This is a genomic window from Candidatus Defluviilinea gracilis (assembly GCA_016716235.1).
Taxonomy (GTDB): domain Bacteria; phylum Chloroflexota; class Anaerolineae; order Anaerolineales; family Villigracilaceae; genus Defluviilinea; species Defluviilinea gracilis.
The window spans coordinates 799,309-818,452 of record JADJWS010000001.1 but is presented as its reverse complement, the minus strand read 5'-3'; the positions used below and the strand labels follow the sequence as shown (position 1 = coordinate 818,452).

Here is a 19,144-nt window from a genome sequence, read left to right as displayed (position 1 = left end):
ATTCAACTCAAGTATCTGTCTACAAATTCGCGCGGTTTCAACACTTCAATTCCTTCATAACCTGAAACCTTCAACAAATGCTTATCCCCGCTGATGATGATCTTGCTCTCGCTTGCCAGGGCGCAGGCGAAAAACTTATCATCGTCCGGATCCTCGCAAACAGGCCCATTGAGTTTTGCAGGCTTATAAACTTTTGCATGGTCAATGACAAAGTTGAGCATCGGCTTCAAGCCGATATTGGAGTATTCTTCCGCCAAAACTTCTCCAACCCGCCGATATTCATCCAGAATTTCCTGCGAAACGGCTAATTCAAACTTACCCGATTGCCATGTGTTGAGGATTTGAAAGGGAGGTCCGCTGAAGAAGACTGCTGAGACGAACACGTTGGTGTCCATCACAACTTTGTCCAAAGCGATCCTCATTTACGGGCTCTTGCTTTAGCAATGGCAGATGTAATGTCTTTTGGTTTCAACCCCGCTTCTTTTGCTTGTTGACGCGCTTGTTTGATAAGAGCATTGAATTCATTCATATCAGGCGGAGCGACCATTTTTAGAATGACAACATCTTCCTCGCCTACAACGAGGAACTGCGCGCCCTCTCTTAGATCGAGCCGCTTGCGAATGGATTCGGGAATCACAACTTGTCCTTTGGATGACATACGAGTGGTGGCTACGCTGTCCATGTTTTCTCCTTTTCTTACTAGTAAGATTGTATCATGGTTTTGATTTCATCAGGTGAAGGATGGCAAGATCGAACCACTTAATCATGATCGTCGCACAGTAGAGTACCACCGCGGATATTTCGGATTTGATCCGGGCGTATTTTGGGGGAGGGTATTGAGGAAAACGCGCGTTTCCTCCATGCCTCCCCTACGAAACCTACGCATGACCTAAACTCTCACTAAGAATTTTCTTTCACGCGCAATTCTTTGGTACAATCCCGCCCGCCTCGCTGTAGAAAAGTCGGGACGCTGAAAAAACGCTGAGAATGCTGATTAAAAATACATCCGCATTTTTCGCGCGAATCACCGTCCAAAGATTGAGACGAAACCCCAATGGAACTTGAACATAGTTATCTCCCAACGAACGGAATTCGCTTGCACGTCGTCCAGGCTGGACCGAAAAGCGGAACTCCTGTCGTCCTTTTACACGGCTTTCCTGAGTTTTGGTATGGGTGGAGGAAACAAATTCCCGCATTGGTGAACGCGGGGTGCCGGGTGATTATCCCTGACCAGCGCGGCTACAACCTGAGCGACAAGCCGAAAAATAAGAAAGACTACAGCGTTTTTACGCTTGTGGACGATGCGCTCGGCTTGATCAAAGTGTTGGACTACGACAAAGTCAACCTCGTGGGGCATGACTGGGGCGGGGGCGTCGCGTGGATGCTTGCCATGACGTATCCCGAAAAGTTGCACAAGCTTGCCGTGCTCAACTCGCCGCACCCGGCCGTGTATCGCAGGTTTGCGCGGCGCGACCCCGATCAAATCCGTCGCTCGTGGTATTGGCTCTTCTTTCAACTGCCATGGCTTGCGGAAAAAATATTGTCCGCGAACGCTTTCCGCGAGATGGCTCGCGGTCTGCGCAGTTCATCCGTGAAAAACACATTCACCGATGCGGACCTCGAAAAATATAAAGAGGCATGGTCGCAGCCCAACGCGTTGACCTCCATGCTGAATTGGTATCGCGCCGCATTTCAATTCCCGCCGAAGATGCCTGCGGATATGCAGGTCAAAGTCCGCACGTTGATGATGTGGGGGATGAAGGACTTCGCGCTCAGCCATCGCCTCGCGCGCCCGAGCATGGATTATTGCGACGACAGGAATTTGATCCTCTTCCCCGAGTCCACGCATTGGGCGCATCTCGACGCGGCCGATGAGGTGAATCACTATTTGATCGATTTTCTATTCGACTCGATCACGAAGCGGGCGATTAAATAACTCACCTTACGCAGTACCGCAAGATTTATCTTACGCCTGGCGTGGCGAGCGCAACTTGAAAGTTGCGGTACTGAAACTGCGTAGGTGAGTCAATAACTCGCCTTACGCGCTTGCCACTCCCGAAGGGATGACATGCAGTAGACTTTATCGGATATAACTTTGAGGCGCAGATGGACTGATTCAAAGAAGAAAAATCTGCGTTTATCAGCGTCCAGCATTGGTTTTGACTTATTACCGATAAAATTTGTTTGTCCCTTCAAACACCCCTTCGGGGTCTCCTGATAACTAAACAATAAAACGGCGATCTGATGATCGCCGTTTTGCATTCAACACTGTTTACGGGCTTGGCGGCAGGTCCACACAGTTGCCGCTTTCGAATCCGTTCAGCGAATGGTTGCTGTTTGCCACGCGGGCGCACAACTGCGTTGCGGCGGCGGGCTTATCGGAGACGCGATAGAAGACGAACGGTCGCGGACCCCCCCAGAGTTTCCACGGACCTGAACCCGGCGAACCGGCGTTTTCCACCGGCACGTTGTTGAAGAAGAAGTGAATGTGCATGCCGGGCAATGATTCTGTGAATTCAAACGTTTCATATTCCACAACATAGTAATTGTCTGAGTTAATCGTGATCGAATTGATGCGCACGTACGGTCCCGTCGGGATTGCTTCAGTTGGGGTGGCGGCGGGGGTGTCGGTCACGCTCAAGGTTGGCGACTCGACGATGACCAGCGGCGCTTCGGTGGCGGGCGCTTGCGTACTCGTCGGGATGACCGGCGGCTCCGTCGCATTACCTCCGCCGAGGAGTTGATTGAAGAGGAAAAACCCGCCGATCGCAAGACAGACAAACACAACGACCACGCCGGCGAAGATCGGCACGAGCGAGCGCGATTTCGGTTTTGACGCGGGTTGACTTGGCGCGGAATACGGAGTCTGTTGCGGCGCGCTTTCAACCATCGTGCCGCGCGCTTGTTGATGCATCGGACTGCTTTCGACCACCGTCCCGCGCGGGGCGCTGACCGGTTCAACTGATGTGGCTTTCTTATTTTTCGCCATGGTCGGCGCGTCTTCGACCATCGTCGAGCGCGAGGATGGGACAGGTCCCGCGGCGCGACCCGCCAACACATTACGGAGCGCCGCCGCCATTTGCGCGGCAGTTTGGTAGCGGTTGGCGGGATCTTTCTCGAGCGCCTTATTCACCACATCCACCAAGGCTTCGGGGATCTCCGGGTTCAGCTTTTGCGGGTTGGGCACCGGGTCGTTGATGTGCATCATCATCAACGTCATCGCCGAATCGGCGTCGAAGGGCGGCTTGCCGCTGAGCATTTCGAACAACGTCACGCCGAGCGAATAAATATCCGAGCGGCGGTCGGGTTGTTCGCCTTTGATCTGCTCCGGCGACATGTACATTGCTGTGCCCACAACCGCGCCGGTGGCGGTGTGCCGCGTGCCGCCGACGATCTTGGCAATGCCAAAGTCCATGAGGATGGCTTGACCGGAGGTGGTGAGCATCAGGTTGGCAGGCTTGATGTCGCGGTGGATCATGCCGCGCTGGTGGGCGTAGTCCACCGCGTCGCAGATGCTTGCCATGTATTCCATCGCTTTGGAAACGGACAATTTTCTCCCCTGGTCGTTAAGACGCTTGAGATGGTCCTGGATGGTTTCGCCCGGCACGAACTCGAGCACCATATAATACAGGTCGAGTTCCTCGTCTTTGTTGAAATCATGCACGAGAATGATGCCGGGGTGACGCAACTGCGCCACAGACGAGGCTTCCTCCTCGAACCGCCTGACAAAATCCGGGTTATCGGAAAGATGCGAGTGAATGACCTTGATGGCGACCACGCGCTTCAGGTTCGGGTCGGTGGCTTTATAGACCGCCGACATGCCGCCCTGCCCAAGCATCTCCTCGATCACGTAACGTTTGCCAATGGTTTTACCGATCAGTGATGACTTTGCCATTTCGTTCTCTCCGAATGAAAGATACCTCTATATAGAAAAATTCTGCAATGGAAGCGTTCATGATAACACAAATTATTTATGGGATTCGCCCCGCTTCCATCCCCCATGGAGGGCTGGTTCCCGTACCGCAAAGTTCACTTTGCGCTTGCGCGGCGCGCGGCAAGCAAACGACACGATGCCCCGCCTTAGTCGATCAAATACAACCATCCGTTGTTGAACTGACATTGCGTTTTGCGTCCCGATTCGCTCAACGCCACCATGGCAATGAATCCCCGGTCGAAAATTTTATCCGAGGTCTTGAAAGCGTTCAATCGCTGGGCATATTGCGCGTTGATCTCATCCACCACATTATCGTAGTCTGCTTTGTTTTGTTTGTAGGCTTGCATTGCCTGGGCGTTGTTCGCATCGGCGGGCTTCTCCGGCTCCGGCGGCAGGATGGGCAGTTTCGGCGGCTGGGTTGGGTCCACTTCGCCGATGAGCGTGTCGTTGGTGTAGATGTAGAACGTATTGCCGCGCCCGACCACGGTCAGACGGTTGGTGGCGAGATTCTCCCAACTGAAACTTTTATCGGTATAGCGGGCGTAGATGTCGCGGTAGTTCACCACCTCGCCATTCGACATGGTGACGAACAGCACGTGCCCGCTTGCCACGCGCGTCATGATGACCATGTATTGATTGAGCGCCAGGCTGTTACCGTCTGAGCGCAGGACGAACCCGCACCCGGCGATACTGCCGACAATATCCCACGTGATGTCCATCGAAACGACGAAATCTGTGGCAACCGTGCCGATGAAATAGTTGATGTATTCGAACTGACGGAAACCGGACGCGTCGAGCGTGACGGGAGGATGGACCCACCCTAGATGCCCCTCCGCCGGGTCGACGCCATACTTGCTTAGTTCTGACAGGCGCGGCGCGAACGCCTGGGCGGTGGCGGTGAGTTCGGCAGGCTTGGATTGGCTGATGGCTTGCGCGCGCGCGGTTTCAGCGGCGGCGTTCGCGTTCACATCTGCCAGCGCGGCGGCGGTGGCGGTTTCGAGGATCTGCGTGTTGAGCGCCTGCACGGTGGCATCCGCGTCGGTGGCGGGACCAGACCCACAGGCGAGAGAAGCGGTTAACACGGCGAGCAGGGCGGCGATGATAGGCGTCCGATTCTTTTGCATGGCGTTAGACCACATCCTTCCGCTTTTGCAGGTAGAGAATGGCGACGAACAGGATCAGGCAGATGGCGCCTTGGATCACCCAGGTTTTGCCGATCTTGGCGTAGTAGGTGGCTGTGTCCTCTTTGTTCACATACATGAACGGGAAGTTGGTGTAGAAATTTCGCACCACGCCTTCGGCCGGCGCGACCGCCACTTGCAATTCGGCGCGCCGGGTTTCATAGGCAACGCGATCGCGCTGATATTGTTCCACCTGGAGTTTATACGCCTCCACTTTGATCTCATACTCTTGCAGTTTGGCGAAGAATTCCGCCATGGCGATATTGTCGGATTGATTCTCAGGCTGGACGGGTTGCTCGGGTTCCGGCGGGAGGGGCGCAGGTTCGACCGGTAACGGCTCATCGATGGCGGGGATGCGGAACCTGCCCAAGCCCGGGTGGTTGCAGGATTCCTCGTGGAGCATGTTCACGCCCATGCACCGGCAGCCCTGCGGTTGGTCGCCGATGGGTTTGAGTTTATCTTCGAGGGTTAACGCGTTTTGCGCGGCGGGGTCGAGTTTCCAGCACAGGTCTGCCGCCACATCCGAACCGGGGCCGGTGATGCTCATGAGCGCTTCGAACGCCCAGCGCGTGGAGGTGGGCGCGCTGATAAACTCCGGCACGGGGATGAGCGCGCCGCCCAGCACGATCTGCGGGAGCATGAGGATGATGACCATAAGCGGCGCGGAACTGGCGTTCGGCGCGAGCGCGGAGGCGAAGAGCCCCAGCATCATGCCGGCGAGGGTGGCGAGCGTCATCGTGATGTAGATTTGCGCGAATTCCAACGCGCCGCCGGGCATTTCGAAGGCAAGGTAATGGACAATGGTGTACGCCGCCGCCTGATAGAAAGCGAGCAACGCGGCTACCCAGATCTTCGACATCACGTAAGGGAGAATCTTCAAGTTGACGAGTCGCTCGCGTTTGTAGATATCCTGCTCTTTGACGATCTCGCGCATTTGCGAGATGCCTCCCACCATCACGCCGTAGATCGTCATGAGGAAGAGGGTGATCATGACGCGGGCGATGTCCCCATCCGCAAAGGCGAAGGGGTTGCGTCCCATCACGCTGGCGAGCACCACGTCGAGCAGGCTCACGAGCGGCGCGGTGGCGAGCATGAGACCCAGGGCGAATTTATCGCGCGTGAGAATCTTGATGTTGCGCGCGGAAAGCACGAAGAATTGCTTAAGCGAGGAAACTTTCTTTGCCGAGGCGCCCGCTTTTGGCTGGGGCTTTTGCGGGGTTTGTTGAATCGTCGGCGAGCCTTCGGGCGAGAGTTTCCCGGCCAGCGGCTTGACGACATACTCTTGATATGCCTTGCTTTCGCGGTATCTCTGCGCCCATTCCGGCGCTTTGCCTTTGCTTTGGTCGTCGAGGATGGCGTAGATCTCGTCGAACTCGATCTTGCCGGCGCGGCGGTCGCGTTCGGAGCGATATTTGTCGAAGTATGCCAGCGCTTCATCCGGGGGACCGAACCACGCGAGGAAACCTCCGCGCGCGAGGAAGATCACTTTGTCCGCGAGCATCACGTTCTTGGTGGCGTGCGTGATGAGGATGATCGTGCGCCCCTGGTCGGCGAGGCGGCGCATGAGTTGCATGAGCGCGGTCTCGGTGCCGGGGTCGAGACCGGAGGTGGGCTCGTCGAGGAAGAACAGGCCGGGTTTGGTCAGCAACTCGACGCCGATGGAGACGCGTTTTTGTTGTCCGCCGCTCAAGCCGCTGATCTGCACATCCTTGCGATGGGTGAGATCGAGATCGGCAAGCACTTCCATCACGCGCTTTTCGCGTTCTTCGGCGGACGTATCGGCCGGCATACGCAATTGCGCGGCATAGTCCAATGCCTGATAGACCGTCAACTCCATGTGGATGATGTCTTTTTGCGGGACGAAGCCGATCTCGTTGCGGATGGCGTCGAAGTGGGTGTAGATGTCCACGTCGTTGACGAGCACTTTCGACGGGGAGGTGGCGGGGCGGTAGCCGGCGACCGCGTCTACAAAGGTGGATTTTCCGCCGCCGCTTTGCCCGACCACCACAATGAATTCGCGCGGCTTGAAGACCACCGATATATTTTGCAGGATGTTCAGGTCTTTGCGCACCCATTTGTTCAAGCCGAGAACTTCCACTTTCAAGCCGTTACTCTCGTCGAACTGGGCGAGCTGGTCTTTGCCCATCACGAAGTGATACTGACCGATGCGGATCGAATCGTCGGGTTTGAGCCAGAACGACCCCTCGACGCGTTCGCCGTTGACGAATACGCCGTTGGAACTGCGTAAATCCTCCACGCGATAGCGTTGACCCACGCGCTGGATCTGCGCATGGAAGCGCGAGACATTCGGCGAGGCAAGCGCCACGTCGTTGCTCGGGTCGCGCCCGATTGTGATGAGCGTCTTTTCGCCGAAGACGATATCTCGCGCGCCTTGCCCCGCTTCGGAGGGCGCTTCATAGGTCAGCGTAACCATCACGCCGGGATCCTGCCCGCCGATGCGCAACACATCGCCATGGCGCAACATGCGCGACCCTTCGATAGATCTGCCTTCGCAAAGCACCGGGTTCCGCGCCTCTGCCAGCACAACGAGCATGTACCCGCCTCCGCTTGCGGCTTCGAGACGGGCGTGTTTACCGGAGACGATCGGCGAGGGGATGACGATATCGTTCTCGTCGAGCCTGCCGATGCTGAGCGCCGAACGGGTGAGGTTGTACGATTTCGGCGGTTCCCCCGCCACTGTGACGATCAGTTTCCGCGGACCTGCCGCTGTGGGGATGATCGGTTCATCGCCGATGGTAGTTTGCGCCACATGCGAAACGACGACCGGTGTCGGTTTTTTTGCGCCCACCACCGTCGCATTCGGTTCGTCTGCTTCGGTGGGGGTGGTATACAGGAGCGTGATCGCCTGCCCTAAGCGGATCTCGTCGCGGTGGTTGAGCGTCTGCCGCCCGATCAACCGGTCGCCGTTGACGAAGGTGCCGTTGGAACTGCCGAGGTCTTCGATGATGTACTCGCCGCCTTGCATCATGAAGCGCGCATGGCGGCGCGACACGGCCGGCGTGGCGATGATAATATCCACGCCTTCATCTCTGCCCACCACAAGCTCAGATTTGGTCAATTCGAATTCTTTTGGGGGAGCGCTGCTCTGTGTGTTGACAAGCGTCAACTTGAATTTGCCAGATTGTGCCACGGGTCTGTTCCTTTTCCTTGTTGATAGAGGTCGATCCAACAGACAATCAGTTCCAGAAATAACCAATGCTTCCAATGTCCGCCCTCGTCCCTGATGTTGAAAAGATTATACGGTTGCGAAAGTGGCATGTCAAGCAAACTTTTGGCGGAACGGCGCTCCGGGCTTTTATGATATAACTCGGACGCATAGGTCTCATTCGATGCAATCGCTATTTCAGAATCACCCCATACCCGGTACGCTTCTCGATCTTCTGCGATTGCGGGCAGACCTGCAACCCGATTTTCTTTCCTATCGTTATTTACAGGATGACGGGACGGAAGGCGACTCGCTCACGTATGGCGAACTCGACCGCCGCGCGCGCGGTATTGGCGCGTGGCTCGAGGCTCACGGCGCGCGCGGCGAACGCGTGTTGTTGCTCTATCCTGCGGGGCTCGATTACATCGCCGCGTTCTTCGGGTGTTTGTATGCCGGCGCGGTGGCGGTGCCAGCCTACCCTCCGCGTTTGAATCGTCCCGTCCCGCGCATCCAAGCCATCGTCGCGGACTCGCAGGCGAAGTTCGCGCTCACTACCTCCTCCATCTTGCACAACATCGAACAACGCTTCGAGCAGTCGCCCGAACTGCAGGCATTAAGCTGGTTAAACACAGAGCAGGTTGCCCCGGGGTCGGAAGCGGAATGGCGCGACCCGAACATCAACGCGGACACGCTTGCCTTCCTCCAATATACGTCTGGCTCCACGAGTCAGCCGAAGGGAGTCATGCTCACGCATGGCAACCTGATGCACAACCTCAAAGCCATCCAGCGCGGCTTTCAAATTGACGGAAATGATTCGGGCGCGTTCTGGCTCCCGAGTTATCACGACATGGGTCTCATCGGCGGCATTCTCGAGCCGTTGTACATTCGATGCGTATCCACGTTGATGTCGCCTGTGTCGTTCCTGCAAAAGCCGTTTCGCTGGCTCGAGGCGATCAGCAAATACAAAGTGACCACGAGCGGCGCGCCGAACTTTGCGTATGACCTGTGCGTGGACAAGATCACGCCCGAACAACTTGAGACGTTGGATTTAAGCGCGTGGAAACTTGCCTTCTGCGGAGCCGAACCGATCCGCCCTGAGACTCTCGAACGCTTCTCGCGGACCTTCGAGTTGGTCGGCTTTCGTTCGACATCTTTCTACCCCTGCTTCGGCATGGCGGAAAGTTCTCTCATCGTTTCGGGAGGCGACGGTCCCGCCGAACCTCGCACGCTGACGATCGATCGCAAAGCCCTCGAGCGCGATGCCGTGGTTGAAGTCTCGCGCGAGGATGCCAACGCGTTGACGATGGTCAACTGTGGCAAATCCATCGTTGACCAAAAAATCATCATCGTCAATCCGTCCACGTTGAATCAATGTGGTGAAAACGAAGTGGGCGAGATTTGGGTTGCCGGGCCCAGCGTGGCGCGGGGATATTGGGGACTCGCCGAAGAAACGCAAAGAACCTTTGGCGCGTTCATTGCCGATACGAATGAAGGTCCATTCATGCGGTCGGGCGATCTCGGTTTTCTGCAAAACGGCGAACTCTTCATCACCGGTCGTTTGAAAGACCTCATCATCATTCATGGAAGCAATCATTATCCGCAAGATATTGAGTTGACTGTCGAGGCGAGTCACTCCGCGCTGCAATCGAGTTCTGGCGCGGCGTTTTCAGTGAACGAAAATGGAAAAGAGCAACTCGTCATCGTGCAAGAGGTGACTCGCGCAGGTCGCCAGGCGGATGTGAACGAAGTCGCCTCCGCGATCCGTCAAGCCGTTGCAGAGAAACACGATCTGCAAGTCTTTGCCATCGTTCTCGTCAAGCCGATGAGCATCCCCAAAACCTCCAGTGGAAAAATCCAACGCCGCGCAACGAAGACTGCGTTTCTCGAAAGTGAGCTGGATGTGGTGGGTGAGTGGAGGAGGAATGCACCCTCACCCCTAACCCCTCTCCCAAAGGGAGAGGGGGACTCTGGCTCCCTTCTCCCCGCGGGAGAAGGGCTGGGGATGAGGGAGAGTCAAACCTCTCAACCAACGCCCTCATCTCAATCCATCCAATCCTTCCTCCTCACCCGCATCGCCTCCATGCTCGAAATGGACGCCTCCGCGATTGACCCGCGCCAGCCGTTCACCTATTACGGACTTGGCTCCGTGCAAGCCGTCAGTCTCACCGGCGATCTTGAAGTTTTCCTTAACCGCAAACTTGCTCCCACACTGGCATGGGATTACCCGACGATTGAATCGTTGGCGAATTTTCTCGCCGACGATTCAAAGCCAGAAAAAAAATCAATCCAGACTCCCCAACCAACATTCAACAACATCAACGAACCGATTGCAATCATCGGATTAAGTTGCCGCTTCCCGCAAGCCAACAGTCCGCAAGCGTTTTGGGAACTCCTCCGCAACGGCGTGGATACGATCACCGAGGTGCCGTCCGACCGCTGGGATGTGGACGCTTTCCATTCCGAGACTCCCGAACGGGGAAAAGTGATGACACGTTTCGGCGCGTTCCTCGACAACGTGGACTTGTTCGACCCCGCCTTCTTTGGGATTTCTCCTCGTGAAGCCGCGCGCATGGACCCGCAACAACGTCTCTTGCTTGAGGTCAGTTGGGAAGCTCTCGAAAACGCTTTTATTCCTCCGCCTTCCCTCGCAGGGACGCGCACAGGCGTGTTCGTCGGCATCAGCAGTTACGATTACTCGCGCTTGCAATTCGATAATCATGAAATGATAGACGCCTACGCAGGCACAGGCAACGCGCACAGCATCGCCGCGAATCGTTTGTCGTATGTCTTCGACCTGCGCGGACCGAGCATGGCAGTGGACACGGCATGTTCATCGTCGTTGGTGTCCGTCCATCTCGCATGTCAGAGTCTTCGAAGCGGCGAATCAGATCTCGCATTGGCGGGAGGCGTGAACTTAATCCTCACACCCGAATTGACCATCACCTTCTCGCAAGCGCGGATGCTCGCGCCTGATGGTCATTGCAAAACATTCGACGCCAGCGCGGATGGTTATGTGCGCGGCGAAGGTTGCGGCGTTGTCGTGTTGAAGCGCTTGTCTGACGCGATGCGCGACGGAGATAACATCCTTGCGTTAGTTCGCGGCTCGGCAGTTAACCAGGATGGAAGAAGCAACGGTCTCACCGCCCCGAACGGACTCGCCCAACAAGATGTGATTCGCACCGCGTTGAATCAAGCGGGTGTCTCCCCGAATCAAATCGGTTATGTCGAAGCGCACGGCACAGGGACTCCGCTCGGCGACCCAATCGAGATGGCGTCGCTGAACGCGGTATTGAACGACGACTCGAATCAACGCGTGATCGTCGGCTCGGTGAAGACGAACATTGGTCATCTCGAATCGGCGGCGGGAATCGCGGGGCTCATCAAAGTTGTCCTTGCGATGCAAAATGAATCCATTCCGCCGCATTTGCATTTAAAAGAAATCAACCCGTATCTCTCTCTCGAAGGTTCGCGCATCGAAATTGGAACGTACCTCCGCCCGTGGAAGCGACGTGACATCCCGCGCTTCGCAGGCGTCAGCTCCTTCGGCTTCGGCGGCACGAACGCGCATATTGTTTTGTCCGATGCTCCGTTGGTTGATGTCACCCTGAGTGGCGCTCCGCGCCACGAAGGGTCTCTTTCCAATGCTAACGGCTCTCTGGTTGGTATCGAACGTCCACGCCATTTGCTGACTCTTTCTGCCAAAACACAACACTCTCTTGAGCAACTTACACAATCTCTCAACGACTCAATACGCAATACGCAATACGAAGTACAAGATATTGCGTTCACCTCCAACACCACCCGCGCCCACTTCGAGAATCGTCTCGCAATTCAAGCCTCCTCGAATGAAGAACTACTCAAAGAACTGGAAGATTTTCTCAACAATTCCGATTCATCTTTGGTCGTGTCAGGTCAAGCCAAACCAACCGCGCAACCAATGATCGCCTTCCTCTTCACAGGGCAGGGATCGCAATACGCGGGCATGGGCAAGGGACTCTACGAATCCCAGCCAACCTTCCGCGCCGCGTTGGATGAATGCGCAACGATTCTTGATCCGATCCTCGGTCGTTCATTGCTCGAAATTATTTTTGCCGACAAAAACGATTCGACCATCCATCAAACGCAATACACCCAGCCCGCGTTGTTCGCTTTCGAATATGCGTTGGCGAAACTGTGGCTCTCGTGGGGAATCACACCTCACGCCGTGGTGGGACACAGCGTCGGCGAATACGTCGCCGCGTGCATCGCGGGCGTGTTCACGCTCGAAGATGGACTACGTCTCATCGCCGAACGCGCGCGCCTGATGGGCTCGCTTCCCCAAAATGGGACGATGGTCGCGGTCTTCGCCGATGTCACAAAAATCGCCGATGTGTTGAAACCGTTTGCGCATCAAGTCTCCATCGCCGCCTCGAACGGACCCGACAACACCGTCATCTCCGGTGAAAAATCCGCTGTGCAAACTGTTGTGGATGACCTGACCAAACTTGGCATCTCGTCCAAACTCCTCGTCGTGTCGCACGCCTTCCACTCCCCATTGATGGATTCGATCCTCGATGAATTCGAATCTTTCGCAAACCGAATCCAATTCTCTAATCCTCTAATTCTCTTTCTCTCAAACCTCACTGGCGAAGCCCTCACCCAACCCCTCACTGCAAAATACTGGCGCAACCACATCCGCTCGGAAGTGAAATTCTCCGCAGGGATGGGATCGCTTGCGGGTTTAGGGATTGACGCGTTCATCGAGATCGGTCCAAGCCCGGTGTTGTCGGGAATGGGAAAGCGATGCTTGCCCGAATCAAAGTCCGCGTGGTTGCCGTCGCTGAGACAGAATCAAGACGAATGGCAAACGATCCTCGATAGCCTCGGAAAACTTTATGTTCAAGGTGTTGATGTTGATTGGAAAGGATTCGATTCAGGATACACGCGCAATAAAGTAATGTTGCCGAATTATCCGTTTGACCGGCAGAGGTATTGGCTCGAAGTAAACAGGGAAACAAGTAGACAGGTAGACAAGGAAACACGTACACAAGGAAACAAGTTACCGTCGCCGCGCTCGAATGGAAAGTCAAAACCTGTAGATGTCACCCTGAGCGATAGCGAAGGGTCTCTGCCAAAGCCGAGAGAGACTCTTCGGTCGCGGCGAACGCTCCCTCAGAGCGACATACCTGAATTAAGTCATGCAAAATTAATAGCCACTGAACCAGCTCAACGACAAAAAACTATTGAAGACTTCCTCCAACAGCAAGCCGCGCGCGTGTTGGGCATGGAAGCCTCGCGCTTGACTTTGAATCAACCGCTGGATACATTGGGACTTGATTCGTTGATGGCAATGGAATTAAAGAACTCGCTCGAGTCGAAACTCGGCGCGCAAATTTCGGTGGCGAGTCTGTTGCAGGGTCCCACGATCGCAAGCCTCGCGGCGGAGGCGCTCGCAAGTTTGGAGTCAACTCGAACGGCGGATGACGCGCCGTTCGTCATCGCGCAAAATCCGTCGCGCGAGAGTCCGCTTTCGGTGGGGCAACAGGCGTTGTGGTTTTTGCATCAACTCATGCCCGGCGAACTTTCATTCAACGTCGCGGGCGCGATCCGCATTCGCGGCGATCTCGATGCTCGCGCGTTGCAACTCGCATTCGAGCAACTTGTCGCGCGGCATGAATCGTTGCGAAGCACGTTCCATGTTGCGAACGGCGAGCCGCTTCAACGCGCGCATGATTCGATGGATGGGATTTTCCGCATTGTGGATTCATCCGCGCTGGAGGATGACGCACTGCGCGAGCGACTCGCGCAAGACGCGCGCGCTTCATTCGACCTTGAGGCTGGTCCAGTCATCCGAGCCGATCTCCACCGTACGCGGGATTCGTCGCACATCCTCCTGCTGGCAATGGATCACATCGTCACAGATTTCTGGTCAATGACGATCTTGGCGCGTGAGTTGTTGATGTTGTACGAATCAAACAACGGCAATACACAAATTGAATTACCTTCACTTTCCGCGCGTTACTCCGATTACGTGACTTGGGAAGCGACCATGCTCGAAAGCGGACGCGGCGAGAAGCATTGGGAATATTGGCGCGACACGTTGGGGAATCAACTCCCCGCGTTGAACCTGCCCACTGACCGTCCGCGCGCGCCGATGCAGACCTATCGCGGCGATTCGGAGCATCTCTTCATGGATGCCGAGTTGTACGAGAAGTTGAGATCGCTCGCACAGGAAAACGGCGCGACGATGTTCATGACCCTGCTCGCCGCGTTCCAAACGTTGTTGCACCGCTATTCGAATCAAGAGGAGTTTTTAGTTGGTTCAGTGACGGCGGGACGAAGCCACGCCGAGTTGTCGAATCTTGTCGGCTACTTCATCAATCCCATCGCGTTACGCGCGGACTTTTCCAACAATCCATCGTTCAATGAAATCATCCAGCGCGTCAAACGGACCGCGCTCGGCGCGTTCGAGCATCAAGAGTATCCGCCCGCGCTGTTGGCGAAGCGACTCGGCATCCAGCGCGATTCGTCGCGCCCGCCGCTGTTCGAGACCATGTTCATCCTGCAAAAAGCGCACGAAGCGGACGTGCAGATGCTCAGCCCGTTCGCGCTCGGGTTGGACGGAGCGCGCATGGAAACGAGCGGGCTCGAATTGGAATCCATCGCGCTGGGCGGCGAACCCGCGCAGTTTGACATGACCATGATGATGTCCGAGTTGGGAAATGGTCTCGCCGCCGCGCTTCAATACAACGTGGACTTGTTCGACGCGGAAACCATTCAGCAGATGTTGAAGCATTTCCATTCGTTGTTGCGCGAGATCGTTGCCGACCCGTCTCAGCCCGTTTCAAACTACTCGTTGTTAGATGAATCGGAAACACAGCAAATTTTGGTTGAATGGAATCAAACGCAAACCGATTATCCGCGCGAGGCTTGCATCCATGAATTGATCGAAGCGCAAGCAAAGAAGACGCCTGATGCAATTGCTGTTCAGTTCAATCACCGTCCCGAAGGTGCGGACGGCGCAACTCAGGGGTTTGAAGAAAACCTTCGGGACGTTTCATACAAAGAACTAAACAAACGCGCGGACGAAGTGGCAAAAATTTTGATTGGGCAAGGCGTCAAGCCGGGGACTCTCGTTGGCTTGTTCGTGAATCGCTCCGTGGAAATGCTCGTCGGTCTGCTTGGCGTGTTGAAGGCGGGAGGCGCGTACCTGCCGCTTGATCCATCCTTCCCGTCGGAACGTCTCGCGTTCATGCTAGAGGATTCAAACGCTTCAACCGTTTTGACGTTGAAATCTCTTCTGCCTGAAATGCCAAAAACGGACGCGCAAATCATTTGCCTCGACGCGCTCGAAGAAGTGAAGACCAAACGCGGTAAAAAATCGAAAGCCAAGCCCGACGATCTGGCTTACGTTATTTACACCTCTGGCTCGACGGGCAAGCCGAAGGGCGTGCAGATTCACCATCAAGCGGTAGTCAACTTTTTGTGTTCGATGCAAAAGGATTTGGAAATGGACGCAGACGATTCATTGCTCGCAGTGACGACGCTTTCGTTTGACATTGCCGTGCTCGAATTGTTGTTGCCGCTTACCGTCGGCGCGAAAGTGGTGATCGCAAATTCCGAAGTGGTTGCGGACGGCGCGTTGTTGGCGCAGTCGCTGGAAGATTCGCGCATCACATTCATGCAAGCCACGCCCGCAAGTTGGAGATTATTGCTCGAAGCAGGCTGGACTGGCAAGCCCGATCTGAAAATCCTCTGCGGCGGCGAAGCGTTGACGAACGACCTCGCCGAAAAACTCCTCGCGCGCGGCGCGGGGTTGTGGAATGTGTATGGTCCCACCGAGACGACGATCTGGTCAGCGATTTATAAAGTGGATTCGATTCAAGCGGGCATCTCGAACACCGTTCCCATCGGCAGACCGATTGCCAACACGCAGATGTACATTTTGGATTCAACGCTTCAACCTGTCCCCGTCGGCGTGACCGGCGATCTGTACATCGGCGGCGACGGCATCAGTCGCGGCTATTTGAATCGCCCCGAGTTGACGGCGGAGAGATTCATCGCTCACATCAGTCCCCTCTCCCAGCGGGAGAGGGCTAGGGTGAGGGAGAAATCCGAGAGAACACGCTTATACAAAACCGGCGATCTCGCGCGTTACCTCGCGGATGGAAACATCGAATTCTTCGGTCGAAGCGACCAGCAAGTGAAGGTGCGCGGCTATCGCATCGAGACCGGCGAAATTGAAGTTGCGCTGGCGAGTCATCCGTCGGTGAAGCAGGCGGTGGTCGTCGCGTGGAGGGAGAGGTCGGCGGAGGCGAGTCTGGTCGCCTACGTAGTGCCAGCTGTCCCTGAGAGAGAAGCGGAGCACGTCCATCTCAGAGATCATTTGCGCGCGAAACTTCCAGAGTACATGATTCCATCCGTGTTTGTGAATCTTGAATCGTTGCCGCTCACGCCGAATGGAAAAGTGGATCGCAACGCGTTGCCCGCGCCGACTCAATCGCGGGCTGATCTGCGCGCGCAATACATCGCGCCGCGCACGCCGTTGGAAGCGGAACTCGCCGAAGTGTGCGCGCAAGTGTTGGGGTTGAACGCCGAGCAGGTTGGCGTGAACGATAATTTTTTTGAACTCGGCGGGCATTCGCTGTTGGGGACGCGGCTGGTATTTTTGTTGCGCGAAAAATATTCGCTCGAGACATCGCAGTTGCCGTTGCGCGCGTTGTTCGAACAGCCGACCGTTGCGAATCTTGCCGAAGTGATCGGCAATGCAAAAAGCGGAGTGAAAACAGGCTACGCGGGCGGAAGCAACATCATCCGTATGAACCAGTTGAGCTTGGAACAATTGAAAGCCGAAGCTGTGTTGGACGCGGACATTCGCGCGGGCGGTCTCGCGTATGATCATGCCGAACCGAAAAAGGTTTTCTTGACGGGCGCGACGGGATTTGTCGGCGCGTTCTTGTTGCATGACTTGTTGGAGCAAACATCGGCGGATGTGTATTGTTTGCTTCGCGCCGATAACGTTGAACAAGGCTTGAAGCGTTTGAAACGCAATCTCGATTCGTATCAGTTGTGGGATGAAGCGTTTGCGCCTCGCATCCAGCCTGTGTTGGGCGATCTTGGTTCGCCGCAATTCGGGTTGAGCGATGAAGCGTTCGATGAACTTGCGAATCAAATTGACTGGGTTTATCACAACGGCGCGATGGTGAATTTTGTGTATCCATACGCCGCGCACAAGTCGGCGAATGTGTTGGGGACTCAGGAAATTTTACGATTGGCGAGTCGCGCGAAGTTGAAGCCCGTGCATCACGTGTCCACGTTGTCCATTTTGCACAATGGCGATCACGACGATGGGCGCGTGTTCCGCGAAAACGACAATATAGATGAAACAGGCGCGCCGTTCGGCGGATATGCTCAAAGCAAATGGGTCGCGGAAAAATTGTTGATGCAGGCTGGCGCGCGCGGCATCCCGTACGCCATCTATCGTCCGGGCTTGGTATCGGGTCACAGCCTCACGGGCGCATGGAACACCGACAACATGATCTCCAGCATGACTCGCGCGTGTTTGCTTTTGGGCGCCGCGCCCGATCTGGATGTGGTCGCCAACATCGTGCCGGTGGATTTCGTCAGCGCGGCGATCGTCCAAATTTCAAAAGACCCCGACAACTGGAATCAAATTTATCATTTGGAAAACCCTTCGCCGCTTCACCTCGATCATCTGCTCGAATGGCTCACGACCGAAGGCTTCCACACTCAGCGCGTCTCGTTCGAGGAGTGGCGCGCCGACCTGTTCAAAAAAGTCGCCTTCATGGAAAACGGCGGATGGGAACCGTATCTTCCGCTCATCGAAGAGGTGGAGGAAAAACAAATTTTCATGCCGCGCATTGATCTCGCCAACACGCTCGCGAAACTCGCCGACACGGGCATCGAATGCGCGCCCGTGGATGGGCAACTGCTGTCCACATACATCAACGCCTTCATCGCGCGCGATCTGATTCAACGACCAGAGATCTAAATCGGTGGAACCATGGTTTGCCCGTCCAGCGCCAAGACCAGATGCGACGATGCGCGTCTTCTTTTTCCCATACGCGGGAGGCGGACCCGCCGCGTTCGCAAAGATGTGCAATGGACTCGCCGCTTCTTTCGAAGGGCAGGCTGTTCACTATCCAGGACGCGGTTCGCGCAGTCCCCAGCCTCCGCTCACCGACCTGCTCGCCCTCGTCGAGAATCTTGCGCAAGCGATCCCTCCGCTGTTGGATAAACCGTTCGCGTTCTTCGGTCACAGCATGGGGGGCTTGATCGCGTTCGAACTTGCGCGAACCCTTCGCCGAAAAGGACTCGCGCAACCGAACATCCTTTTCGTCTCCGCGTGCGCCGCGCCGCAACTTCCGAATCCGCATCCGTCAATTCATCAACTCCCCGACGCGGAATTTGTGAACGAATTAAAAAAACTCAACGGCATCCCTCCCGAAATTTTGCAGAACAATGAATTGATAGGACTCTCGCTCCCGACCATCCGCGCCGACTTCGAGATGCTCGAAACCTACCAATATCAACCCGCCGCGCCGCTGAATTGTCCCCTCATTGCCCTCGGCGGGACTGATGACTCCCGCGTCAGCCGCGAGAGACTCGCAGGCTGGTCAATGCACACGAAAACTTCTTTTGAATCGCAATTTTTCGCGGGAGATCATTTCTTCATCACAACTGCGAGCGAATCAGTGTTGAAATTTATGGAAGGGAAACTTCTATAGGACACTTTATACATGTCACCCTCCCGAAGGACATCGGGACGATGTGAGCGATAGCGAAGGGTCTCTTGCACTGTGGTAGAGATTCTTCGCCCCTTTGGGGCTCAGAATGACATGGCGTAGAGTATGTTCAATAACC

Annotated in this window: 8 protein-coding genes; 3 read left to right on the top strand and 5 right to left on the bottom strand. The window is 55.7% G+C overall.

Annotation, left to right across the window (positions count from 1 at the left end; genetic code table 11):
• Nucleotides 1-2 precede the first annotated feature (2 nt).
• Together IPM31_03795 and IPM31_03790 are read right to left on the bottom strand one after the other, a co-directional pair.
• Complete coding sequence (locus IPM31_03795; GenBank protein ID MBK9006096.1) at nucleotides 3-422, bottom strand: putative toxin-antitoxin system toxin component, PIN family; 420 nt, start codon at nucleotides 420-422, stop codon at nucleotides 3-5.
• The gene (locus IPM31_03790; GenBank protein MBK9006095.1) at nucleotides 419-682 is read right to left on the bottom strand and encodes an AbrB/MazE/SpoVT family DNA-binding domain-containing protein; all 264 of its coding nucleotides are present in this window, start codon (nucleotides 680-682) and stop codon (nucleotides 419-421) included. The genes IPM31_03795 and IPM31_03790 overlap by 4 nt, the downstream gene beginning before the upstream one ends.
• 372 nt (nucleotides 683-1,054) lie before the next feature.
• Here IPM31_03790 and IPM31_03785 point away from each other — a divergent pair, with 372 nt between their 5' ends.
• Complete coding sequence (locus IPM31_03785; GenBank protein MBK9006094.1) at nucleotides 1,055-1,936, top strand: alpha/beta hydrolase; 882 nt, start codon at nucleotides 1,055-1,057, stop codon at nucleotides 1,934-1,936.
• A gap of 336 nt (nucleotides 1,937-2,272) precedes the next feature.
• On the opposite strand, the gene IPM31_03780 is transcribed toward IPM31_03785, so the two are convergent.
• The 3 genes from IPM31_03780 to IPM31_03770 form a co-directional block, all read right to left on the bottom strand.
• Nucleotides 2,273-3,895 carry a serine/threonine protein kinase gene (locus IPM31_03780; protein ID MBK9006093.1) on the bottom strand — a complete coding sequence of 541 codons (1,623 nt, stop codon included), beginning with the start codon at nucleotides 3,893-3,895 and terminating at the stop codon, nucleotides 2,273-2,275.
• 185 nt (nucleotides 3,896-4,080) lie between these two features.
• Nucleotides 4,081-5,058, bottom strand: coding sequence for a hypothetical protein (locus IPM31_03775; protein MBK9006092.1), 978 nt, complete (start codon nucleotides 5,056-5,058; stop codon nucleotides 4,081-4,083).
• A 4-nt stretch (nucleotides 5,059-5,062) separates the two neighbouring features.
• A complete protein-coding gene (locus IPM31_03770) occupies nucleotides 5,063-8,266 on the bottom strand; it encodes an FHA domain-containing protein (protein MBK9006091.1) in 3,204 nt (1,067 codons plus the stop codon).
• 199 nt (nucleotides 8,267-8,465) lie between these two features.
• On the opposite strand from IPM31_03770, the gene IPM31_03765 reads away from it, so the two are divergent.
• The gene (locus tag IPM31_03765) at nucleotides 8,466-18,272 is read left to right on the top strand and encodes an amino acid adenylation domain-containing protein (GenBank protein ID MBK9006090.1); all 9,807 of its coding nucleotides are present in this window, start codon (nucleotides 8,466-8,468) and stop codon (nucleotides 18,270-18,272) included.
• Between the two features lie 49 nt (nucleotides 18,273-18,321).
• Complete coding sequence (locus tag IPM31_03760) at nucleotides 18,322-19,008, top strand: thioesterase (protein MBK9006089.1); 687 nt, start codon at nucleotides 18,322-18,324, stop codon at nucleotides 19,006-19,008.
• Nucleotides 19,009-19,144: the final 136 nt, after the last annotated feature.